Origin of the sequence: Kitasatospora sp. NPDC059599 (assembly GCF_042735125.1) — a bacterium.
Taxonomy (GTDB): Bacteria; Actinomycetota; Actinomycetes; order Streptomycetales; family Streptomycetaceae; genus Kitasatospora.
Genome location: NZ_JBHWCL010000163.1, coordinates 1 through 21,832 on the forward strand (window position 1 = coordinate 1; position 21,832 = coordinate 21,832).

The window sequence follows — 21,832 nt, forward strand, 5'->3', positions numbered from 1 at the left end:
CCGCGGAACCCGCGGCCGCCCGGGCCGGTCGTTCACTTGACCAGGCGGGACCAGTCGGCAGGCTGGCCGGGGTCCAGCTGGCGCAGCCTGTCGAGCACCTTGGGGTCCTGGGCGTCCAGCCAGTCGGCGACCTGGCGGAAGGAGACGCAGCGGACGCCGTCCCGCTTGCAGACGTCCTTCATCACGTCCTCGACGGCCTGCATGTAGATGCCGCCGTTCCAGTCCTCGAAGTGGTTCCCGATGAAGAGCGGGGCCCGGCTGCCGTTGTAGACCCGCTCGAAGCCGGCGAGGTAGCTGTCCCTGGTCTCCTTCTCCCAGGTGTCGAACTTCTTCGGGTCGCCCTTGGTGGTGTTCCCGGACTGGCCGGCGAGGAAGTTGAAGTCCATGGAGAGGCTCTGGGCGGTCCTGCCGGGGTAGGGCAGCATCTGCAGCGGGAAGTTCCAGATGCCCTCCTTCCTGACCGGCCAGACCTGGAACTCGCCCGGGGAGCTGGCGTCGTAGCGGAAGCCGGTGGCCTTCTCGGCCGCGAGGAGGTTCTTCTGGCCCTCCAGGCAGGGGGCGCGGCCGCCGACCAGTTCCTTGGTGTAGTCGAAGGGGAGGGGCGGGAGGTCCTTGAAACCGGTGTTGGTCTTCCAGTTGGTGACGAAGGAGACCGCCTGGTCGAGTTCGCTCTTCCACTCGTCGGTGGACCAGTCGCCACCGCCGCCACTCTGCGGGCCGCAGAAGTGCCCGTTGAAGTGGGTGCCGATCTCGTTGCCGTCCTGCCAGGCCAGGCGCAGCTGCTCCAGGGTGTCCTTGATGTGGGCGTTGGTCGCGAAGTCGATGGACGCCGCGCCGACGTCGTGCTGCGGGGGGTGGTAGAGCGTCCGCTTCGACTTGGGCAGGGTGTAGATGCCGCTCAGGAAGAACGTCATCTGGGCGTTGTTCTGCGCGCCCAGGGTGCGGAAGCGGGAGAACAGGTGGTCGTCGCCCTCCAGTGCGCCGTCCCAGGAGAAGACGACGAACTGCGGCGGCTTCTCGCCGGGTTTCAGCTTCTCCGGCTTCGGCTGCTTGGGCTGGGGGCCGGTGTCCGAGGTGGAGCCGTCGCCGAGCACCTTGACCTGGCCGTCCCAGGTCGGGGTGGGGGCGGGGGCCGGGGCCGCCGCCGGGGCGGGTACCTCGGCGGGGTCGTCGGTCGGGGCATCGGGGGTGGGGCTGGAGGGTGTGGTGCCGGCGGCGCTCGGTCTGTCCCCGGCGTCGGGCCCTCCCGTGGCCAGGACGAGGGTCGAGAGGACCCCCACCGCCGCCAGGACGGCCGTACCCCGAGCAGTCCGCACCGTGCCCCCACTTCTCTGACAATCGGTCAGGTGGTGTTCGTTAATGATCCTTACTGTGTGAGCATCAGAACACTTTCGACCGATGTCTGTCGAGGCGGGAGCCGGTCCGGTATAAGGCCCCCGATCAGCAGCGAACTCCCCTACGTGTCACGATTCATGACGGACCGAAGGTTGCGTGCCCGGAAGGCCGAAACGGCAGCGACGGTGCAGAAGCGTTCGATCCGGTCGGAGGAGCCGCCCGGGTCGCCACCTGGACCGTGGTACGGGAAGACGGGACTGTCAGGGCGTGGGAAAGGGCCTACGATCGGTTGCCGGTGGACGCGCTGACCAGAGCGGCTTCCCTGGACCTGATCCGCAGGGCCCGGGAGGAACTCCGACCCATGAGCCGCCGGTGGGTTCGGCGACGTCCGACAGCCGCCGCACGGCAGGGTGCCCCCTGACGTCCACGACGATCCGCGAATGGCAGGTACCGCCTGATGTCCACAGCAGAGCCGGCAGAAGCCCGCATCGACGACGCGGGCAACGTCCTGGTCGCGCCTTCGGCCCTGCACGGCGATGACCTGATCAGGGACTTCTTCGGGTCCACGATCACGCCGGAGGAGCTCGCCTCCGGCGTGCCCGACCTCGCGCAGAAGACCGTCTACCTGTGCGGCGACCTGTCCGGGATCAGCGGTCGCCACCTGCGGCCGGCCGCCCGGGTGTTCGTGATCCGGGAGCTGTCGCACGGTCACCGCGAGGGCGTCGACGACGCCTGGACCCTCGTCGACCTCGGCCGGGTGCCCGTCCGGGTGCACGGCGTCGGCGTGTACTACCGCCGCTTCTTCGGGCCGGACACCGACCACTTCGGACGGATCCGCGCCGAGCACGTGTTCCAGTCCCTGACGGAGTCCACCAAGCCCGGATCGGCCCACCGCAGCGGAATCTACCTGACGCCCGTCACGCGCGACGGCGACGACCTGCACTTCCGCCTGCTCCGGTGCTCCACGAACCTCTCCGGGCCGACCGAGGGCTTCGGCCCGACGGACACGCGCATCGTCGAGGCCCTGAACGGCGAGGCCGCCACCGTCTTCCGGAACCAGGCGCCGCTGAACCACGTCCTCGCCCAGATCTACCACAACACCCGGGCCACGGAAGGGCGCAAGCAGTCCAAGGCCAGGATCTCCGCGCACGCCGACAAGACCAAGGACATGCCCGTCAACGGCATCATGGCCTTCTGCACGTTCTACGACCGGCTCGACGGCCTGCAGCCCCTGGCCGAGGACGCCTTCGACCGCGGGGTGAAGGGCGTCAGCGGGCTGACCGGGATCCGGTTCCGCCTCAAGGACCCATCGGTGCAGCGCGACGAGGCCGCGCTGCCCGCGCAGTTCACCCTGACCCTCCATCCCGGCTCCGTGTTCTTCATGCCGCTGTCCACCAACCGCCTCTACACGCACGAGATCCGGCCCTCGGCGTTGGACGCCGAGCTGCTGCCCACCCGCCTGGGGTACGTGGTGCGCTGTTCGAGCGCCGAGGCCGTGAACAAGGACGGCGACACCTTCCTCAAGGTGGCCGGAGGCCTGGTGAAGCTGGGGCCGCCCACGCCGGACGGCATGGACGAGCTGCGCAGGCTGTACGCCGAGGAGAACCGCACCTCGTCCTTCGTCGACTACGGCGACGAATTCCTCTTCAGCATGAACACGGGGGACTACGATGCCCCCCGAATCTAGGATCCGCGACGAGATCCGCGACGAGATCCGCTCGTACGCCGTGCCGACCGAGGAGGACCTCTTCGCGGCGCTGTCCGCGTCGACCCGCTGGGAGGACGTGGGAAAGGGCCGGCGGGGTGCCGTCCTCGTCGGGGTCGACGAGGCGGGCGGTGTGCCGCTGGTGCGCACCACCACCCGGTACGGCAGCCCGGCGCAGCGTTTCCGGGCGGTGCACGAACGGCTGGCGCGGCAGGTCCAGGAGTGTGCGGCGCTGCCGGTCGGGTTCAACAACGCCCTCGTCGAGACCTACACGAACGCCTACACGACCATGGGCGGCCATTCCGACCAGGCCCTCGATCTGGCCGACGGGTCGTTCATCGCGGTCTTCTCCTGCTACCGGCATCCCGAAGCGGGCCCGCCACGGAAGCTGATCTTCGAATCGAAGGAGTCGGTGGCCGGCGGCGAGAAGTTCGAGATCCCCCTGGCCCACCACGGTGTCGTGGCGTTCTCCGTCGACACGAATCGGCGACTCAGGCACAGGATCGTGCTGGAGGCGCCCGGCGGGGCGGCGGACAACGAGTGGCTGGGCGTGACGTTCCGGACGTCGAAGACCCTGGTGCGGTACCGCGGCGGACACGCGTACCTGCCGCAGGGCGCGCGCCTCACGCCGGCCGACGACGAGCAGAGCCACGAGTTCTACCGGCTGCGGCGCCGCGAGAACCGGGAGACCGACTTCGTCTACCCCCCGCTGACGTACACCGTCAGCGGGAGCGACCTGATGCCGCCCGTCTGAGCCCGGACGGAGGCCGAAGGCCCGCCGGTCCGGGCCGCGAGGCCGCCGTGGGCGACCCCCCGAGCCGGTGCGGCCCGCTGGGTCGTGCCATTGACAGGAGGGATCTCCCGGCTGAATGCTAAGCAAGCGCTTAGTCAACGATCCGCCGTTCCCGAGGAGCCGTCCGATGCCCGAGACGCCCGTCGACCCGCCCGGCCTGGACCTGGGCCGGCTCCGGATCCACCTGGACCGGGGGCTGCCCGGGGCCGTCCGGGGCCCGCTGCGGGCCGAGCTGATCGAGGGGGGCCGCTCCAACCTCACCTACCTCCTCTCCGACGGCACCTCCCGCTGGGTGCTGCGCCGCCCGCCGCTCGGGCACGTCCTCGCCACCGCGCACGACATGGGCCGGGAGCACCGGGTGATGTCGGCCCTGCGCGGCACCGGAGTGCCCGTCCCGCAGATGCTGCTGATCGACCACGGCACCGACGTCCTCGGCGCGCCCTGGTACCTCATGGAGCACGTCGCCGGCACCGCGCACCGGGACGCCGCCCCGCTGGCCGCCCTCGGTGCGGAGCGGGTGGCCGCCCTCGGCCGTCGCCTGGTCGACACCCTGGCCACCCTGCACCGGATCGACCCGGCCCAGGTGGGCCTGGAGGACTTCGGCCGCCCCGACGGCTACCTGGAGCGCCAGCTGCGCCGCTGGTCCCAGCAGCTCGCCGCGTCCCGCAGCCGCGAGCTGCCCGAGGCGGACCGGCTGCACGCCCTGCTCGCCGAACGGCTGCCCGTCTCCCCGGCGCCCGCCCTCGTGCACGGCGACTACCGCCTCGACAACGTCCTCGTCGACGACGGCGACACCATCACCGCCGTCCTCGACTGGGAGATGTCCACCCTCGGTGACCCGCTCACCGACATCGGCCTCCTGGTGATGTACACCGAACTGGCCGGCGTCGGCGGCGGCATCATCCCCTCCGCGATGACCGCCCCCGGCTTCCCGAAGCCCGACGGGATCGTCGCCAGGTACGCCGAGGCGACCGGCCGCGAGGCCGCCGACCTGGACTGGTACGTCGCCTTCGCGTCGTTCAAGCTCGCCGCCGTCGCCGAGGGCATCTTCTTCCGCTTCCAGCAGGGCCGCACCCTCGGCGCGGGCTTCGAGCGCGCCGGCGAGATGGCCCCGGTCCTCGCCCGCCACGGCCTGAGCACCCTCAAGGAGAACTGACCGATGGACTTCGCGTACGACGCCCGGACGAACGAGCTCCGCGCACAGCTCCTCGCCTTCATGGACGAGCACGTCCACCCCGCCGAGGCCGTCCTCGCCGCCCAGCTCGCCGACCCGGCCCGCGCGCCCTGGGCCGTCCCGCCGGTCGTCGCCGACCTGCAGGCCGAGGCCCGCAAGCAGGGCCTGTGGAACCTCTTCTTCGTGGACAAGCACAGCATCCCCGGCGAGCACGGCGCCGGCCTCACCAACCTGCAGTACGCCCCGCTCGCCGAGATCACCGGCCGCAGCCCCCAGCTTGCCCCGCCCGCGCTGAACTGCGCGGCCCCCGACACCGGCAACATGGAACTGCTCGCCCAGTTCGGCAGCGCCGAGCAGCGCGAACGGTGGCTCCGGCCCCTCCTCGACGGCGAGATCCGCTCCGCCTTCGCGATGACCGAACCGGAAGTGGCCTCCTCGGACGCCACCAACATCGCCACCCGGATCGAGCGGGACGGCGACGAGTACGTGGTCAACGGCCGCAAGTGGTACATCACCGGCGCGATGAACCCGGACTGCCGGATCCTCATCGTGATGGGCAAGACCGACCCCGCCGCCGAGCCGCACCGCCGGCAGAGCATGGTGCTCGTCCCGCGCGACACCCCCGGCGTGACCGTGAAGCGCGGCATGACGGTCTTCGGCTACGACGACGCCGACCACGGCGGCCACGCCGAGGTGCTGTTCGAGGACGTGCGGGTCCCGGCCGTCAACCTGATCGGCGAGGAGGGCTCGGGCTTCGCCATCGCCCAGGCCCGGCTCGGTCCGGGCCGGATCCACCACTGCATGCGCGCGATCGGCATCGCCGAGCGGGCGCTGGAACTGATGTGCCGCCGCGCCGCCGAGCGGGTCGCCTTCGGCAAGCCGCTGGCGGAGCAGGGCGTGGTCCAGGACTGGATCGCCGAATCGCGGGTCCGCATCGAGCAGTTGCGCCTGCTGGTGCTGAAGACCGCCTGGCTGATGGACACCGTCGGCAACCGGGGTGCGCACACCGAGATCCAGGCGATCAAGATCGCCACCCCGCGCACCGTCGAGTGGATCCTCGACAAGGCCGTCCAGGCCCACGGCGCCGCCGGCGTCAGCCAGGACACCCCGCTCGCCCAACTCTGGGCCGGCAACCGCACCCTGCGCCTCGCGGACGGCCCGGACGAGGTCCACAAGCGCTCCCTGGCCCGCCGGGAGCTGAAGCCGTACCGCCGGTAGGCCGCCGGACGTCGGGGCCCGGCGGCGGGTGTGGGCGGGGCCGGTGCCGGGGTAGTCCCCGTCGGGGGGCCTCCCCGCCCGGCCCCTTCCCCGACTCCCGCGAAAGGCACCCGCCCATGGCCCTGGACGTCGTCGACGCGCAGATCCACCTGCACCGCACACCGGACGCCGAGCAGACCCTCGCCGCCATGAACGCGCTGGGCATCCGGGCGGCGGTGATCGACGAGTTCGCGGGCTTCGACGCGGACACCGGCCACCCCGAGCCGGCCGTCGCCCTCCCCGGGGCCCGCGCGTTCCGGCCGACCGCACCCGCTGCCGAAGCGGCGGCGGCCCGGTATCCGGAACGCTTCGCCTACCTGCTGCGCGTCCACCACCGCGACCCCGAACTCGCCGCCGGCATAAGGGCGGTGGCCGAGGCGCCGCACGCCCGAGCGGTGCGGATCGTCGCTGCCGGGGACGGGGACCTCGGGGAACTCGCCCGGGGCGACTACGGGCCGGTGTTCGACGCCGCCGCCGACCACGGTCTGCCCGTCTTCGCGATGACGGCGCGCAACGGCCACCTGCTGCGCCCCTACGCGAAGGCCCACCCGGACACCGCCGTCGTCCTCGACCACATCGGCATGCCGGCGGACGACGGGGAGTTCCAGGACGTGCTCCGGCTGTCGGACCAGCCCAACATCCTGGTCAAGTGGGCCCACGGGCCCGAGGTGTTCGGCACCGACGAGTACCCCTTCACGCCCGCCCTCGACCGGCTGCTCGACGTCCTGGCCGCCTTCGGCCGCGAGCGCGTCATGTGGGCGAGCGACCACACCACGATCACCGGTGACCACAGCTGGGCCGACGAGCTCTTCGCGCTCCGGGAGAGCGGCCGGCTCGGCGCCGAGGACAAGGAGTGGCTCCTCGGCCGGACGGTGCGCACCGTCCTCGACTGGCCGAGCCCCGATCCCGGCGTCCGGTGACGTGCGCTGACCCGTAGGGGTGTCATACCCGGGTATTCAGGGGACGGTTGGCTCCCTGGTATGACGGCCGGCGGCCGTTGCGCCCGTAGTGTCCTGCGTGTTCGATCAAACGGAACGTGGAGGAACACCATGGGCAGTGGGGGACGGGCCGTGGCGGCGGTCCTGCTGGCGGCGACGGCGGTGCTGGGCACGGTCGGCGCGCCCGGGGCGGTGGCGGCGGCACAGGACGGCGGCGCCGGGCGGCAGGCGCGGGCGTGGCTGCCGGAGCCGACCGGGCCGTACCCGATCGGGACCACCGCCCTGCACCTGACCGACGCCGACCGCGACGACCCCTGGCAGCCCGGGCACCGGCGCGAGCTGATGATCAGCCTCTGGTACCCGACCTCCCGCCCGGCCGGCCCCGGCGACCGCGCGCCGTACATGGAGCCCGCCGCCGGGGCGCACTTCGGCGGAGCCGAGGGCCTCGCCCGGGTCAACTACGGGACGGAGCCCGGACGCACCGACTGGTCCGGCATCCGCACTCACGCCCGGAAGGACGCCCCGGCGCTGCCCGGCGGCCGCCGTCCGGTCGTGCTGTACTCGCCGGGCCTCGGCGACCCGCGGACCTGGGGGACGGCGCTCGTCGAGGACCTCGCCTCGCGCGGCTACGTCGTGGTCACCGTCGACCACACCTACGAGGCCTCCGAAGTCGCCTTCCCCGGCGGGGACCTGGCACCCTCGGTGCTCCCCGGCATGCTCGGCCGGCCGGATCTGGACATCGGCGCCGTGCTGCGCAAGGCCATGGCCACCCGGGTCGCCGACACCCGGTTCGTGCTGGACGAACTCACCGGGCTGGGCGGCCGCAAGGGCCTGCCGGCGGGCCTGGCCGGGGCCCTCGACCTCGACCGGGTCGGCATGGTCGGCCACTCGGCGGGCGGCTTCACCGCGCTCCAGACCATGCACGACGACCCGCGGATCGCCGCCGGGGTCAACCTCGACGGCCAACTGCACTTCCCCGGCCCCGACGGTCACACCGGCGTGTTCCTGCCCAGCGTCGCCGAGGAGGGCCTGGACCGGCCGTTCCTGCTGATGGGCACCGGGAGCGACGACTCCGGGGCCTACCGCGAGCAGCCCGGCTGGAACGCGCTGTGGCAGCACAGCACCGGCTGGCACGCCGACTTCACCCTGACCGGCTCCCGCCACGGCTCGTACACCGACGGGCAGCCCCTGCTGCCCCAGCTCGCCCGTCAGGGCGCGCTCGACGCCGAGCAGCTGCGCAACGACGTCGGCGACATCCGCCCCGGCCGCGCCGAACTGGCCACCCGCTCGTACGTGGCCTCCTTCTTCGACCGCTGGCTGCGCGGCCACGACGACCACCTGCTGGACGGGCCCTCGCCGCGCTTCCCGGAGATGGCGTACGAGCGGTAGGGGCCGGCGGAGCCGAACGCCCGGCCGGTCAGCCGGATCCGAGCAGTGCGAGCCGGCTGGCCGTCCGGTCCAGGTCGCGCAGCAGACCCTCGTCGCCGGCCCGCCCGTCGACCGGGTCGGCGCCGATCAGCACCAGCCGGACGTCCCGGTCGCAGCAGACGTCCACCAGGTCGGCGAAGCGCCGGCGCCCGTCCGGGGTCGCGTCGGCCAGCGGCGGTACGCCGGTGAGCACCAGGGTGGGGAAGCGTTCGGCGAGCGCCAGCTGGTCGGCCGCGGACGTCAGCCCCTCGCACAGCTCGGCGAAGCCGAACCACGCCTCGGCGTCGCGGGCCGCCGCCGCGCGCAGCGGGCGGCCGTGCACCGGCACCTCGTCCGCCTCGTCGGCGGTCGGCGGGGTGAGGCCGAGCGCGCGTAGGCCGTCCTCGTCGCCGGTGCGCAGCCGGGCGCCCTGCGCGAAGCGCTGCGGGGCGTCGGCCGTCGGCCGCCCGTCCGCCGACCGCCCGCCCCCCGACCGGGCGTTCGCCGCTGGGCGCTCCCGGCGGAAATCCACCGGGCCGGCGACCTCGACCACGTCCATCCGCTCCTCGATCAGCCGGATCGTCGGCTCGAACAGGTGGTGGTACAGCGGGTTCGGCATCAGCCCGGAGGGCGGGTAGTTGGAGGTCGTGACCAGGGTGATCCGGCGTTCCAGCAGGGTCCGGAAGAGCCGGGCCACCAGCATCGCGTCCCCGGCGTCATGGGCGTGGAACTCGTCGAAGACCAGGACCCGGCAGTCACCGAGCAGCTCGTCCACGGCCCGGTCGACCGCCGCCACCCGCTCACCGGCCCGATCCCGGTGCGGGTCGGCGGCGTGCAGGGCGACGCCCTCGTGCAGGCGGCGGAAGAAGTCGTGGAAGTGCAGCCGCCGCTTGCGGGGCGTGGCCAGGCCGTCCAGGAAGGTGTCCACCAGCCAGCTCTTGCCCCGGCCCACCGGGCCCCACAGGTAGACGTGGCGCGGCGGGCGGCGGACCAGCAGCCCGGTGCGGGCCAGCTCTCCGGCCAGCCGGGACAGCCGTTCCGCGGCCGGCCGCTGCGCGGGATCCACGGCGAAGCCCCGCTGTTCGGCGGCCCGCCCGAAGTGCGCCAGCATCGCCTCGTACTGCTTCGTCGCCTTGTCCGTCACGTCCGCGAACCCTAACAGGGCCTCAGAACCGCCCCCGCGGCGCCCACCTGGGGGTGGGGGAGTGCCGGGGCCACCCCGGATCCGGTCCGGGCCCTGACCAAGCCCTAGGGCTTGTCTGACAATTCCCGCCGCGCGCACGACGCCGGGCATCCCGGCTGGACGCACCGCCGAATCGTCCAAGTACGTCCAGTACGAGGACGCTCCGGCGGCACGCCCAGCCGGGCGCCCAACGCCGCGCGCTGATGCGACGCGAATTGTCAGACAAGCCCTAGCGGATCTCCGAGCCGGGGTTCGCGGCGTCCCACCGCTGCCGGGACGTGACGATGGCGTCGTGGTGGTCGTAGGACCAGTCGGCCATCGCCCGGACCAGGTGGGTGAGGCTGTGGCCGAGCGGGGTCAGCTCGTACTCGACCTGCGGCGGGACGGTCGGGTGGACGGTCCGGGACACCAGGCCGTCGCGTTCCAGTCGGCGCACCGTCAGGGTCAGCATCCGCTGGGAGATCCCCGGCAGGGCGCGCTGCAGCTCCCGGAACCGCCGTACGCCCTGGGCGAGTTCGGTGACGGTAAGGACGGACCACTTGTCGCCGAGGCGGTCCAGCAGGTCGCGGATCCCGCAGTCCACGCCGTCCTCGCACCAGACCGCTGCGCGGGGGGTGGTTACCGCGGTGTGCCCTGCTGACATGAATGTGCCTCCTTACGCCGGACGCCCAGGCTATCGAGGATGGTCCCGTTGCCGACGAACGATCACTCCTGGAGGAACGTCATGCTGCTCGTCACCGGTGTCAACGGAGGCCTGGGCACGCTCGTGTGGGAGAGGCTGGGCGGCCGCGAGGGCGTGCTGGCGGGGAGCCGCACTCCCGAGCGGGTGCCGGCCGGAGGTGCCGCCCGGCTGGTGGACTTCGACCGGCCGGAGACGCTGGCCGCGTCCTTCGCCGGGGTGCGGACCCTGCTGCTGATCTCGGCGGGCGCCGCCGAGGACGACGTGGTGATCGCCCGGCACGGCGCCGCGATCGGGGCGGCGGAGCGGGCGGGCGTCGGGCACGTCGTCTACACCAGCCTCTCCGGCGACGGCGACCACCTGCCCTACGCCCTCGCCCACCGCTGGACCGAACGCCGGCTGCGCGCGTCGGCCTCCCTGCGCTGGACCGTGCTGCGCAACGGCCTGTACGCGGAACTCCTGGGCGTGATCGCCGCCCCCGGGCCGGACGGGGTGATCGGCGCTCCGCTCGGGGACGGGCGGGTGGCGGCGGTGGCCCGGGCCGACCTGGCCGAGGTGGCGGCCGCGGTCGCGCTCGACCCGGACGCCCACGCGGGCCGGACGTACGAGCTGGTGGGGGAGCGGGCGTTGGGCGGCGCGGAGGTGGCCGGGGCGCTCGGCGCCGAGTACCGGCCCGGGCGGCTGGCCGAGGCCCGGACGGCGCTGGCGGCCTCGGGCGCGCAGGACTTCCAGGTGCCGATGCTGGTGGGCACCTGCTCGGCGATCGCCCACGGCTTCCTGGCCGGGCCGGGCGGGCCGGGCGACCTCGCGGCACTGCTCGGCCGCCCGCCGCGCCCGGCCCTGGAGGTCATCGTCGGCGGGTGATGAGGAATCCGGGCGGCCGCAGGGCGGGGATTTCCCGTCAGGAGAGCTGTCCCGAAACGCGGTTCACTGAATGCCGACTGGCATTCCGGGCCGTATTCAGTGAATGGCTACACGCGTTGAATCCATGTCATCAATAACGCTTGACCTGCTTCGACGCGTTTCTTAATCGACCCTTACCCTTTGCCGTTGACCGGTGTTCATCAGCCCTGCTTTCCTTCTAGCCCAGCAGGCAGCGGAGAACCGACGGCCAGTCAATTCCGGGTGTGCGAAGGAATTCGACCGGACCTGACTCCCGCGGAAATCCGCCGCCCGCTCACCCCCACAAAGGGATCGTCCCCGGCCCCCTCAAGGCCGCGGGACGGTCGGCAGAAGAGAGAGGCACCCTCACCCATGGGTCACTCCCCCAGAACCGGTCGCGCGAAGTACGCGGCGATCACCGGACTGGCGTCGCTCGCGCTCGCCGCCGCAGGCCTGGCCGGCGCCGCCGGTCCGGCCTCCGCGCAGGACATCTCCGGTTCGCAGAGCAGCACCGCGAACGAGTTCAACCCCTGGAGCCCGCAGAACGGCCACCCCTACCGGCACGGCGCGGTTCCCGGCATGTCCCAGCACGAGAACTACAAGAAGTGGCTCGCCGCCCGCAACCAGGCCGCCGCGACCGGCCAGCAGACGCTGTCCTACGGCGGCGGCGTCGACGGCATCGGCGTGCAGAGCGGGCACTCCAAGGTCTACCTGGTGTTCTACGGCAACCAGTGGGGCACCCAGAGCACCGACGCCAACGGCAACGCCAAGTTCTCGGGCGACTCGGCCGGAGCCGCCGGAGCCACCCAGCAGATGTTCAAGGGCATCGGCACCAACGGCGAGACCTGGTCCGCCGACCTCACCCAGTGGTGCGACGGCCCCAACGTCGCCACCGGAGCCGTGAGCTGCCCGTCCAACGCCAACTTCATCCCGTACCAGAGCGGCGGCGTCCTGTCCGGCGTCTGGTACGACAACGCGGGCGCCTCGCCGAGCCAGTCCACCGGCAACCAGCTCGCCCAGGAGGCGGTCAAGGCCGCCGGCCACTTCGGCAACACCACCGCCGCCGCCAACCGGGACGCGTACTACATCGTCCTGTCGCCGCACGGCACCAACCCGGACGACTACCAGAACCCCAGCACCGGGTACTGCGCCTGGCACGACTGGAACGGCGACACCACCCTCACCGGCGGTGCGGCGAGCTCGCCCTACGGCGACATCGCCTTCTCCAACCAGCCGTACAACATCGACGCGGGCTCCAACTGCGGCGTCGGCTTCGTCAACTCGCCCGGCACGCTGGACGGCTGGACGATGACCCTCGGCCACGAGTGGCACGAGATGATGTCCGACCAGAACCCGGCCGGCGGCTGGACCAACCACGTCTCCGGCAGCAGCTACAACGGCCAGGAGAACTCCGACGAGTGCGCCTGGATCCGGCCCGGCAGCACCGGCGGCGCCGCCAACGTCTCCTTCGGCACCTTCGGCAGCTACGCCGAGCAGGCCAGCTGGTCCAACGACACCAACTCCTGCGCGATCTCGCACGCCATCCTGACCCACGGCAACGCGGTCACCGTCACCAACCCGGGCAACCAGAGCGGCACCGTCGGCACCGCGGCGAGCCTGCAGATCAACGCCACCGACTCGGCCACCGGCCAGACCCTGACCTACTCGGCCACCGGCCTGCCCGCCGGCCTGTCGATCAACTCCTCGACCGGTCTGATCTCCGGCACCCCGACCGCCGCCGGCACCTCCAGCGTCACGGTCACCGCGACCGACACCACCGGCGCCGTCGGCAGCACCGGCTTCAGCTGGACCGAGTCCACCTCCGGAGGCGGCGGCACCGCCGTCACCAACGGCACCTTCGAGACCGGCAACCTGACCGGCTGGACCGCCGCCGGCTCCACCTCCGCCCCCGCCTCCGCCGCCCACAGCGGCAGCTACGGCGCCATGGTCGGCTCCACCAACCCGACCGGAGACTCCTCGATCGCCCAGACCTTCACCGCGCCGACCGGCTCCAGCAAGGTGTCCTTCTGGTACAGCAACACCTGCGACGACACCGTCACCTACGACTGGGCCACCGCCACCCTGAAGGACAACACCACCGGCACCACCACCACGGTGCTCGCCAAGACCTGCACCACCACCGGGACCTGGACCAACAAGACCGCCACCGTCACCCCGGGCCACTCCTACACCCTCACCCTGAGCAACCACGACGACAACTACCCGGGTGACCCGACCTACACCTACTACGACGACGTGACCGTCTCCTGACGACGACCGCGCCGAACGCACCGGGGTGGGCCCAGCGCCCGCCCCGGTGCCGTTTCCGACCCCGGGGGGGGATCCGACCCCGGGGAAACATCCGGTCCCGGGGGGGATCCGATCAGGCCGTCGGTACGTCGAACCGGTACCGCTCGCACACCGTCAGAAGGAACCCCCGTGAACCCGAGAAGACCCGCCGCCGCCCTGGCGCTGACCGCCGCCCTGCTCGCCCTCACCGGCTGCGCCTCCACCGGGACGGGCCCCTCGGCGACCGCCCCCGCCCAGGGCACCCCGAGCCCGGGGGCCGTCACGGTGGACGAGCACGCCGACCACACCACCCTGAAGGTGGCCGTCGGCACGACCGTCACGCTCGCGCTCCACACCACCTACTGGTCCGCCGCCACCAGCTCCGCCCCCGACGTCGCCGCCCCGAGCGGCACCCCGGCCACCGTCCCGTCCCCCTCCTGCCGCCCCGGCGGCGGCTGCGGCACCGTCACCACCACCTTCGCCGCCCACGCCCCCGGCACCGCCCGCCTCACCGCCACCCGCACCATCTGCGGTGAGGCCCGCGCGTGCCCGCCCGACCAGCGCACCTACGAGGTCACCGTGGAGGTCACCGGCTGAGGCCCGGGGAGGCCGCCGGGGCGGGCACCGGGCGGTGTGCCCTCGGTCACCCGGGGAGCGGGGCCGTCCTGGTGCCGCCGGCCGGTCGCCCGCCCGCCGCCCGGCCAAGTCCCGGCCGCTTCCCGGCCGTCGGGCGCTCCGCCTCGACCCGCCGAAAAATTCTTCCACCAGGCGTACAACCAGGTGCGTCACCCATCGCGTTCAGCAGCCGTGAGAATGACACGACGGACGCGGCCCACCAGGCCGCCGCAGTTGACGGGAACGGCACGGACACCATGGCGGGGACAGCACGATGAGGGACGCGACACCGGGCTTCGAGGAGTTCGTCGCCGCCTGCGGCCCGAAACTGCTGCGCGTGGCCTGGCTGCTGACCGGCGACCGGCACCAGGCCGAGGACCTGCTGCAGACCGCGCTCGCCAAGGTCTGGCCCAAGTGGGACCGGATCTCCATCGACCGGCCCGAGGCGTACCTGCGGAAGGTCCTGGTCAACTGCCACGTCTCCTGGTGGCGCCGCCGCTGGACCGGGGAACTGCCGCACGACGAACTCCCGGACCGGCCGACGCCGGGCGCGGACCCGTACGAGGACGTGGTGCTCGGGCAGGTCGTCGCCCAGGCCGTCCGGGCACTGCCGCCGCGCCAGCGGGCCGTGGTCGTGCTGCGCTTCTTCGAGGACCTCAGCGTGGAGGAGACCGCCGAGGCGCTGCGCTGCAGCACCGGAACGGTCAAGAGCCAGACGCACCACGCGCTGGCCGCACTGCGCGGCCGGCTGCCGGCCCGGGAGCTGCTGCTGGACGGAGGACACCGTGAACGGATCTGACCTGCTGGACCCGGACGGTCACCGGCCCGCCGACACCGAGGTGGCGCAGGAGCTGCGGTTCCTGCTCCACGAGGCCGCACCGCACCTGGCGGCCCCCGAGGACCGGATGGACCGGGTCCGCGCCCGGGTCGCCCGGACCAGCCGCCGGCGGCGGGCCGCCGGGCTCGGCGCCGGGCTGACCGGCGGGCTGCTCGCCGCGGTCCTGGCGGCCGCGCCCGCCATCGCACCGGCACCGGAGCACGGGGTGGCCGCGGGGCCGGCGGGGGCGCCGTCCGCCGTTGCCCCGGCCTCGCCCGCACCGGCGGGGGAGCCGTCCGGCATGGTCGTGCCCCCGGGGTCGGCCACCCGCTTCGCGTCCCTCCCGGACCTGGTCGTCGAGGTGCCGTACGGCTGGCACTCCCGCGACGGCATCACCGGCAACCCCCGTGACGGCATCGGCTTCATCGCCACCGAGCCGCTCGGGGCGACGCCCTGCCCGTCGAAGGGTGTCTGCGCCCCCCTCGGACCGCTCGCGGCTGACGGCGCCTTCCTCGTCCTCCAACTGGTCGACGACCCGAGCCGGATCGAGCAGGCCCCCGGCAGCCCGGTCACCCTCACCGACGAGCAGCCCCCCGCGTTCTGCGCGATGGACGGCGGCACCCGGGCGCTCGTCGGGCGCCGCAGCATCGTCCGCGACGGTGCACCCGCACTGATCGAGCTGGAGGCGTGCCTGCGCCAGCCGTCCGAATCGACGCTGCTGCAGGTACGGCAGGTGCTCGACTCGATCCGGACGACCGGGAACGACCGGCCGCCCGCGAAGGCCCCGCGCGGCTGATCCGGCCCGCCCCCTTCCACCCGACGTCCTCCTCCTGAAACCCCTTTCCCGAAGGCCGAACCGCCATGTCCCTACCCCGTCGCGCCCTCGCAGGGCTGGCGCTGCTCCTGGTGAGCTGCGCGCCCGCTACCGCCGGGCCGCCCGCGCCACCGGCCGCGGCCGTCCCCGACACCCCCACGCCCCCACCGTTCACGCCCGCACCGCCCGCGCCCGCGGTGGCGCCGGCGGCCCGACCCGCGCCGCCCGAGCTTCCGCGCCAACTCCCCGGCGTCGGGCCGAAGTTGCTGGCAGGCGTACCCGCCGGGACCAGGCAGGCACTGGTCGTCACCGGGGACGGCCCCGACGCCACGACCGGCCGCGCCGTCCTCTACCGCAACGACGGCGACGGCTGGCTCGCCGGACCGTCCTGGCCCACCCGCAACGCCCGGGACGGCTGGACCTCGGACCACCACGAGGGCGACCTGCGCTCGCCGATCGGCGTCTTCACCCTCGGCGACGCCGGCGGGCGCCTTCCCGACCCGGGCACCCGGCTGCCCTACGACCGCTCCGACGCCTTCGACATCTCCGGCACCGGTTTCGCGGGCGAGCCGCTCGCCGGGGCCTTCGACTACGTGGTGGCCATCGACTACAACCGCGTACCGGGCTCCTCCCCGCTCGACCGGCGCCGCCCGCGCGGTGCGGGGTACGGCGGAGGCATCTGGCTGCACGTCGACCACGGCGGGCCCACCCACGGCTGCATCGGACTGACCACCGACCGCATGCGCGAACTGCTCCTCGCCCTCGACCCCGCGCTGCACCCGGTGGTGGTGATGGGCGACGCCCGCGCGCTGGCCCGCTGAGCGTCCGCCCGCCCGGCGCGCTCAGCGTCCACCCGCCCGGGCGGCTCCCCGCGCGGAACCCGTCCCGGTCGCGGCAGGGCCGGACGACCTCCTGACGATCCGTCAGTCAGTCAGTCGCCTCCGCCCTTGCCTCCGCCTCTGCCTCGGCGACCCAGTCGGGGAGCGGTTCGCGGCAGGCCAGCCACTCCTGCGGCACGTCGGCGAGGCCGGTGCGGGCGGCGACCACGCCGCCGGTGATGGCGCAGGTGGTGTCCACGTCACCCAGGCCCTCGGCGGTGGTCCACAGGGCGTCGGCCAGATCGTCCACGTGGTGCGCGGCGGACCACAGGGCGAAGGGCACGGTGTCGCTCGCCCGGATCTGCTGCCCGTTGCCGAGCAGGTCGGCCGCCCGCCACGGCTCGGTCGCCGGGGACAGCTCGCCGGCCCGTCGCAGCCCGTCGCGGACGGCGCCGGCCGGGGTGCGGTCGGCGACCTCGGCCAGCAGCTCGGCGCCGACGGGCGCGGGGCCGGTGCGGCCGCGCGCGGCGAGGGCCGCCGCCAGGGCGACGGCCACCGCCCCGGCCACGCCCTCGGGGTGCGCGTGGGTGACCTCGGCGGACAGCGCCGCCTGCTCTGCCGCCTCGTCCAGGTCGGTGTGGAACCAGGCGCCCAGCGGGGCCACCCGCATCGCCGCGCCGTTGCCGAGGCTGCCCTGGCCGTCGAACAGCCCGTGCGCCCTGGTGCGCCAACTCGCGGGCTGCGCGGCCAGTTCGGGCAGCAGCACGTGCATGCCGTACCCGTAGCCGCGGCCGTCGTCCGCCCGGTAGGTCGCCCCGAAAGCCTGGGCCAGCCGCTCCTGGTGCACCGCGTCGAAGGCGGTCAGGACCCCGAAGACCGACAGCGCCATCGCGGTGTCGTCGGTCCAGTGCCAGGGCCCCTCCTCCGGTGTGCGCCGGGCCCGGATCTGCTCGAACGCCTCCCGGGGCGAGCGGAAGAGGGGGAACCAGCGCTCCCCGAATCCGTCCCCGAGGGCCAGGCCCTCCAACGAGTCGCGAGCGGCGGAAAAGGATGTCATCCGGGCATCCTGGCAGGACTCCGGGCCTGCCGCAGCCAGGTTTCCGTGGGAAGGCGGACCCGGCTGCGGCAGACCGGCGGTGGCGGAACCGGCTGCGGCAGGCCGGTGGCGGACCCGGCTGCGGCAGGCCGGTGGCGGACCCGGCTGCGGCAGGCCGGTGGCGGACCCGGTGACGGTCAGTCGCCGAGGACGGCGATCCGGCCGGTGCTCAGCCCGCCGGCGACCCGCCGGACGGCGTCCGCGGCCCCCGCCAACGGCACCCGGTCGCTCACCAGGGGCCGGACCGTGCCCTGCTCGGCGAGCTTCGTCAGCTCGTCGTGCGCGGCGCGGACGGCGCCCGGGTCGTGGGTGTTGTACAGGCCCCAGTGCAGGCCGAGGATCGCGTAGTTCTTCACCAGGGCGTGGTTGAGTGCGGGCGCGGGGATCTGCCCGGCGGCGAAGCCGACCACGACGATCCGGCCCTCGAAGGCGACGCACCGCGCGGAGCCGGTGTAGGCGTCACCGCCGACCGGGTCGAAGACCACGTCCGCGCCGCGCCCGCCGGTCGCCTCCTTGACCGCGGTGACGAAGTCCCCGGCCGTCCGGTCCACCACGAGGTCGGCGCCGAGTGCACGGGCCGCCTCCGCCTTGGCCGGGCCGCCGACCACGGCGATCACCCGGGCCCCGGCGGCGCGGCCGAGCTGGACGGCGGCGCTGCCGACCCCGCCGGCCGCCGCGTGCACCAGCAGGGTCTCGCCGGCCAGCAGCCGGGCGCGGCGGTGCAGCGCGAACCACGCGGTCTGGTAGCCGATGTGCAGTGCTGCGGCCTCGGCGTCGTCCAGCGCCCCGGGTGCCGGGAACGCGGCCGCGGCGTCCAGCAGCGCGTACTCGGCGAAGGCGCCGTGCGGCAGCACCGGGTTCCCGATCAGCCGCTCGCCGCGCCGCGGCCCGTCCGCGACCTCGCCGCACAGTTCCACGCCGGGCGTGAACGGCAGCGGCGGCCGGACCTGGTACTGCCCGCGCACCATCAGCGCGTCGGGGAAGTTGACGGCGGCGGCCCGCACCCGGACCAGCAGCTGACCGGGACCGGGCACCGGCCGCGGCACCGCCTCGACGAGCCGCATCACCGCTTCCGGCTCGCCGAGCTCCGCGACCTGCCAGGCCCTCACAGCGCCTCACTCCTCTCCAGCCCCTGCTGGAGCCGGTTCATCCCGGCGATCCAGCGGTCCGGCTCGGTGGCCCGGACGCGGTAGTACTCGGCGACCTCGGGGTGCGGCAGGATCAGGAAACGGTCCTCGCGCAGCGCGGTCAGCGTCGCCTCGGCGACGTCCTCCGGGTCCAACGCGGTCGGCGCGAGCAGGGCCTCGCCGACGGCACCGGTGGAGGCGAGCATGTCGGTGCGCACGCCCTGCGGGCAGAGCGCGTGCACCCGTACACCCCGGTGGCGGTAGGTCGCGGACAGCCACTCGGCGAAGGCGAGCGCCCCGTGCTTGCTGACCGCGTACGGTGCGGAGCCCAGCATGGTGAGCAGCCCGGCCGCGGAGACGGTGGACAGGAAGCGGCCCTCGCCGCGCTCCAGCCAGCGGGGGAGCAGCAGGTCGGCGGCCCGGACGTGGGCCAGCACGTTGACCTCCCAGGCGCTCGCCCAGGCGGCGGCGGGCGCGTCGGCCCCGCCGACCGGGGCGACGCCGGCGTTGGCGCACCACACGTCGATCTCGCCGAGTGCCGTGCGGGCCCGGTCGACCAGGTCGGCGAGGCCGGCGGCGGAGGCGGCGTCACCGGGCAGGGCGGTGCCGCCGCAGTCCGCGGCGACGGCGCGCGCGGCGTCGGCGTCCAGGTCGTTGACCACGACCCGGGCCCCGGCGGCGGCGAAGGCCCGGGCCAGCGCGGCCCCGATGCCCCGACCGGCGCCGGTGACGACGACGCCCCGGTCCGCGAGCTCGGCCGTCACATGCCACCGCCGAGGGTGACTCCGCCGTCGACGACGAGGGTCTGGCCGGTGATCCAGCCGGCGTCGGGGGAGAGCAGGAAGGCGACCGCGCCGGCGATGTCCTCGGGGACGCCGAGCCGGCCGAGCGGGTAGGCGGCGGCGACCTGCTCCTCGCGGCCCTCGTACAGCGCCTCGGCGAACTTGGTCTTGACCACGGCGGGCGCGACGGCGTTGACCCGGATGCCCTGCGGGCCCAGTTCGGCGCCGAGTTCGACGGTGAGCCGGATCAGCGCGGCCTTGCTGACGCCGTACATGCCGATCCCGGCGGAGGCGCGGATGCCGGCGATGGAGGCGACGTTGACGACCGAGCCGCCGTGCTCGCCCATCCACGCGGCGTGAGCACGGCGGGTCCAGGCGAGCGGGCCGAGCACGTTGACGGCCAGGATCTTGGCGGCGGCGGCCTCGTCGGTGCCGAGGACCGGCCCGTAGACCGGGTTGATACCGGTGTTGTTGACCAGGTGGTCGAGCCGCCCGAAGGCCTCCAGGGTGCGGGCGACGGCCTCCTCCTGGTGTGCCGGGTCGTCGGCCTTGCCCGCGACGGCGATGGCGTTCTCCGGGCCGCCCAGGTCCTGGACGGCCTGCGCCAGCGGCTCGGGGCTGCGGGCGGTGAGGCAGACCTTGGCGCCGCGGTCGACCAGTTCGCGCGCGATGCCGAGGCCGATGCCCCGGCTCGATCCGGTGACGACGGCCACCCGGCCCTTGAAGGAGTGCACCACGGAGCGTCCTGCCTTTCCCACGGGGGTCTCGACCGCGACGGACCCGGACCCCGACGGACCCGGACCCCGACGGACCCGGACCGCGACGGGTCTCGTCGGCGACCGGGGCGACGACCGAGGCGGCGGCCGAGCGCTTGCTGACTAAGCGCTTGCTCAGCATGCTGTCGGTGCGGGAGCCTGTCAACAGCCTGCCGACCGTCCGCCGGTGCCGTCCGGCGATCGGTGGGAAAACCTGTACGAGTTCCCGTGCGGGTCTCTGGGAGGATGACGCCATGACCAGCACCCCGATGGCCGACCTCTGGCCGACCCTGCCCGGCGCCGACACCCGCCCCGAGGCGGCGTACCGGCTGCTCCAGGCGGCCGTCGAGTCGTTCGCGGAGCGCGGCTTCCATGCCACCACCACCCGGGACATCGCCACCGCCGCCGGGATGAGCCCGGCCGCGCTGTACATCCACTACCAGTCCAAGGCCGCCCTGCTGGCCGAGATCAGCCGGGCCGGGCACGCCGCCACGCTGGCTCTGGTCCGGGACGCCGTGGCGGGCGGGGGCGGTCCGGCGGAGCGGATGCGGCGGCTGGTCGAGCAGTTCACCGCCTGGCACGCCCGGGCCCGGACGGTCGGGCGGGTGGTCAACTACGAGCTGCACGCGCTGCCCGAGGACGCCTACGCGGTGGTCGCGGCGCTGCGGCTGGACATCGAGCGCGAGGTCAGCGCGCTGATCGAGGAGGGCGCGGCGGCCGGCGACTTCCAGGTCTCGGAGGTGCGGACGGCGGCGCGCGCGGTCACCTCGCTCGGGATCGACGTCTCCCGCTGGTACACCGACCGGTCGACCGAGACGCCGGAGGAACTCGGCCGCCGCTACGGCGAGTTGGTGCTGCGGATGCTGGGCGCCCGGGTCTGAGGCGACAGGCCGCCCGGCTCGCCCTTGACCTGCTCGTGGGGGTGCGAGCAGACTCGTATACGACGTACGTGTGCCTCGTAAGGCGTACAGCGCCCGGGGGCGGCTCACGGGTGACACCGCGGGCCCTCCCCGGCGCACTCCCACCGCGGTCCCGACACCGCGGATCGAAGCAGAACACCTCCCCCGGCGACCACGTCCCACGGCGACAACGCCTCCCGACCGGCGGCGCCGACGGGAGCGACCACCGACGGGAGCGACCACCGGCCCGGGCGGTCGGAGAAGGGGAGGTGCGGTGATGCCCTTCCGGCGAGCGGATCCGGTGTTCCACCGGGCCGCCTGAACACCGGGCTTCCTGAGCAGCACGCCAGGGCGCCCCCCCCGCTAGGTCGGGGGGGGGGGCCGGCTGTCGGGCGCCGCGGGGGGGGGGGGGGCGGGGGCCCCGGGGGGGGGGGGGGGGGGCCCGGCCGAACCGGGCGAGTATAAAA

20 protein-coding genes are annotated in these 21,832 nt (G+C 73.8%); 13 read left to right on the forward strand and 7 right to left on the reverse strand.

The window, feature by feature from the left end; genetic code table 11:
- Positions 1-32 precede the first annotated feature (32 nt).
- Entirely contained in the window at positions 33-1,316 is a 1,284-nt protein-coding gene (locus ACFV04_RS37090; RefSeq protein WP_380535339.1) for a hypothetical protein, read from the reverse strand.
- Positions 1,317-1,792: 476 nt separating this feature from the next.
- Between ACFV04_RS37090 and ACFV04_RS37095 the strand changes: the two genes are divergently transcribed.
- The 6 genes from ACFV04_RS37095 (at position 1,793) to ACFV04_RS37120 (ending at position 8,591) form a co-directional block, all read left to right on the forward strand.
- The gene (locus tag ACFV04_RS37095) at positions 1,793-3,022 is read left to right on the forward strand and encodes a hypothetical protein (RefSeq protein WP_380535341.1); all 1,230 of its coding nucleotides are present in this window, start codon (positions 1,793-1,795) and stop codon (positions 3,020-3,022) included.
- Positions 3,006-3,794: a hypothetical protein gene (locus ACFV04_RS37100; protein WP_380535343.1), complete on the forward strand. Its 789-nt coding sequence runs from the start codon at positions 3,006-3,008 to the stop codon at positions 3,792-3,794. The genes ACFV04_RS37095 and ACFV04_RS37100 overlap by 17 nt, the downstream gene beginning before the upstream one ends.
- 166 nt (positions 3,795-3,960) lie before the next feature.
- A complete protein-coding gene (locus tag ACFV04_RS37105; protein WP_380344396.1) occupies positions 3,961-4,989 on the forward strand; it encodes a phosphotransferase family protein in 1,029 nt (342 codons plus the stop codon).
- Between the two features lie 3 nt (positions 4,990-4,992).
- The gene (locus ACFV04_RS37110; RefSeq protein WP_380344394.1) at positions 4,993-6,225 is read left to right on the forward strand and encodes an acyl-CoA dehydrogenase family protein; all 1,233 of its coding nucleotides are present in this window, start codon (positions 4,993-4,995) and stop codon (positions 6,223-6,225) included.
- A 116-nt stretch (positions 6,226-6,341) separates the two neighbouring features.
- A complete protein-coding gene (locus ACFV04_RS37115) occupies positions 6,342-7,184 on the forward strand; it encodes an amidohydrolase family protein (protein ID WP_380535345.1) in 843 nt (280 codons plus the stop codon).
- Positions 7,185-7,313: 129 nt separating this feature from the next.
- The gene (locus ACFV04_RS37120; protein WP_380535347.1) at positions 7,314-8,591 is read left to right on the forward strand and encodes an alpha/beta hydrolase family protein; all 1,278 of its coding nucleotides are present in this window, start codon (positions 7,314-7,316) and stop codon (positions 8,589-8,591) included.
- Positions 8,592-8,619: 28 nt separating this feature from the next.
- Here the strand turns inward: ACFV04_RS37120 and zapE are convergent, their stop codons facing one another.
- Both zapE and ACFV04_RS37130 read right to left on the reverse strand, forming a co-directional pair.
- Positions 8,620-9,753 carry a cell division protein ZapE gene (gene zapE / locus ACFV04_RS37125; protein ID WP_380344385.1) on the reverse strand — a complete coding sequence of 378 codons (1,134 nt, stop codon included), beginning with the start codon at positions 9,751-9,753 and terminating at the stop codon, positions 8,620-8,622.
- A gap of 268 nt (positions 9,754-10,021) precedes the next feature.
- On the reverse strand, positions 10,022-10,435 hold the full coding sequence (locus tag ACFV04_RS37130; protein WP_380344383.1) for a winged helix-turn-helix transcriptional regulator: 414 nt from the start codon (positions 10,433-10,435) through the stop codon (positions 10,022-10,024).
- 81 nt (positions 10,436-10,516) lie between these two features.
- Between ACFV04_RS37130 and ACFV04_RS37135 the strand changes: the two genes are divergently transcribed.
- The 6 genes from ACFV04_RS37135 (at position 10,517) to ACFV04_RS37160 (ending at position 16,709) form a co-directional block, all read left to right on the forward strand.
- Positions 10,517-11,335 (forward strand): NAD(P)H-binding protein, encoded by an 819-nt coding sequence (locus ACFV04_RS37135; protein WP_380535360.1) that lies wholly within the window; start codon positions 10,517-10,519, stop codon positions 11,333-11,335.
- A 390-nt stretch (positions 11,336-11,725) separates the two neighbouring features.
- The gene (locus ACFV04_RS37140) at positions 11,726-13,624 is read left to right on the forward strand and encodes a putative Ig domain-containing protein (protein ID WP_380344377.1); all 1,899 of its coding nucleotides are present in this window, start codon (positions 11,726-11,728) and stop codon (positions 13,622-13,624) included.
- A 168-nt stretch (positions 13,625-13,792) separates the two neighbouring features.
- Entirely contained in the window at positions 13,793-14,239 is a 447-nt protein-coding gene (locus tag ACFV04_RS37145) for a hypothetical protein (RefSeq protein WP_380535350.1), read from the forward strand.
- Positions 14,240-14,531: 292 nt separating this feature from the next.
- Positions 14,532-15,056: a SigE family RNA polymerase sigma factor gene (locus ACFV04_RS37150; protein ID WP_380344371.1), complete on the forward strand. Its 525-nt coding sequence runs from the start codon at positions 14,532-14,534 to the stop codon at positions 15,054-15,056.
- Complete coding sequence (locus tag ACFV04_RS37155; protein WP_380535352.1) at positions 15,043-15,870, forward strand: hypothetical protein; 828 nt, start codon at positions 15,043-15,045, stop codon at positions 15,868-15,870. Before ACFV04_RS37150 ends, ACFV04_RS37155 begins: the two co-directional genes overlap by 14 nt.
- 65 nt (positions 15,871-15,935) lie before the next feature.
- On the forward strand, positions 15,936-16,709 hold the full coding sequence (locus tag ACFV04_RS37160; RefSeq protein WP_380535354.1) for a L,D-transpeptidase family protein: 774 nt from the start codon (positions 15,936-15,938) through the stop codon (positions 16,707-16,709).
- A 106-nt stretch (positions 16,710-16,815) separates the two neighbouring features.
- Here the strand turns inward: ACFV04_RS37160 and ACFV04_RS37165 are convergent, their stop codons facing one another.
- From ACFV04_RS37165 to ACFV04_RS37180, 4 genes are all read right to left on the reverse strand, one after another.
- Entirely contained in the window at positions 16,816-17,763 is a 948-nt protein-coding gene (locus tag ACFV04_RS37165) for an ADP-ribosylglycohydrolase family protein (RefSeq protein WP_380344362.1), read from the reverse strand.
- A 176-nt stretch (positions 17,764-17,939) separates the two neighbouring features.
- Positions 17,940-18,911, reverse strand: coding sequence for an NADPH:quinone oxidoreductase family protein (locus tag ACFV04_RS37170; protein WP_380344359.1), 972 nt, complete (start codon positions 18,909-18,911; stop codon positions 17,940-17,942).
- The gene (locus ACFV04_RS37175) at positions 18,908-19,693 is read right to left on the reverse strand and encodes an SDR family oxidoreductase (protein ID WP_380535356.1); all 786 of its coding nucleotides are present in this window, start codon (positions 19,691-19,693) and stop codon (positions 18,908-18,910) included. The genes ACFV04_RS37170 and ACFV04_RS37175 overlap by 4 nt, the downstream gene beginning before the upstream one ends.
- Entirely contained in the window at positions 19,690-20,448 is a 759-nt protein-coding gene (locus ACFV04_RS37180; protein ID WP_380535358.1) for an SDR family oxidoreductase, read from the reverse strand. Before ACFV04_RS37180 ends, ACFV04_RS37175 begins: the two co-directional genes overlap by 4 nt.
- 272 nt (positions 20,449-20,720) lie before the next feature.
- On the opposite strand from ACFV04_RS37180, the gene ACFV04_RS37185 reads away from it, so the two are divergent.
- Positions 20,721-21,347, forward strand: coding sequence for a TetR/AcrR family transcriptional regulator (locus ACFV04_RS37185; RefSeq protein ID WP_360254311.1), 627 nt, complete (start codon positions 20,721-20,723; stop codon positions 21,345-21,347).
- Positions 21,348-21,832: the final 485 nt, after the last annotated feature.

Excerpts from the sequence above, each read along its gene's own strand:
- ACFV04_RS37120 (WP_380535347.1), top strand. The coding sequence starts at position 7,314 with ATGGGCAGTGGGGGACGGGCCGTGGCGGCGGTCCTGCTGGCGGCGACG.
- ACFV04_RS37100 (WP_380535343.1), top strand. The coding sequence starts at position 3,006 with ATGCCCCCCGAATCTAGGATCCGCGACGAGATCCGCGACGAGATCCGC.
- ACFV04_RS37135 (WP_380535360.1), top strand. The coding sequence starts at position 10,517 with ATGCTGCTCGTCACCGGTGTCAACGGAGGCCTGGGCACGCTCGTGTGG.
- ACFV04_RS37150 (WP_380344371.1), top strand. The coding sequence starts at position 14,532 with ATGAGGGACGCGACACCGGGCTTCGAGGAGTTCGTCGCCGCCTGCGGC.
- ACFV04_RS37115 (WP_380535345.1), top strand. The coding sequence starts at position 6,342 with ATGGCCCTGGACGTCGTCGACGCGCAGATCCACCTGCACCGCACACCG.
- ACFV04_RS37095 (WP_380535341.1), top strand. The coding sequence starts at position 1,793 with ATGTCCACAGCAGAGCCGGCAGAAGCCCGCATCGACGACGCGGGCAAC.
- ACFV04_RS37160 (WP_380535354.1), top strand. The coding sequence starts at position 15,936 with ATGTCCCTACCCCGTCGCGCCCTCGCAGGGCTGGCGCTGCTCCTGGTG.
- ACFV04_RS37105 (WP_380344396.1), top strand. The coding sequence starts at position 3,961 with ATGCCCGAGACGCCCGTCGACCCGCCCGGCCTGGACCTGGGCCGGCTC.
- ACFV04_RS37165 (WP_380344362.1), bottom strand. The coding sequence starts at position 17,763 with ATGACATCCTTTTCCGCCGCTCGCGACTCGTTGGAGGGCCTGGCCCTC.
- ACFV04_RS37185 (WP_360254311.1), top strand. The coding sequence starts at position 20,721 with ATGACCAGCACCCCGATGGCCGACCTCTGGCCGACCCTGCCCGGCGCC.
- ACFV04_RS37130 (WP_380344383.1), bottom strand. The coding sequence starts at position 10,435 with ATGTCAGCAGGGCACACCGCGGTAACCACCCCCCGCGCAGCGGTCTGG.
- ACFV04_RS37140 (WP_380344377.1), top strand. The coding sequence starts at position 11,726 with ATGGGTCACTCCCCCAGAACCGGTCGCGCGAAGTACGCGGCGATCACC.
- ACFV04_RS37110 (WP_380344394.1), top strand. The coding sequence starts at position 4,993 with ATGGACTTCGCGTACGACGCCCGGACGAACGAGCTCCGCGCACAGCTC.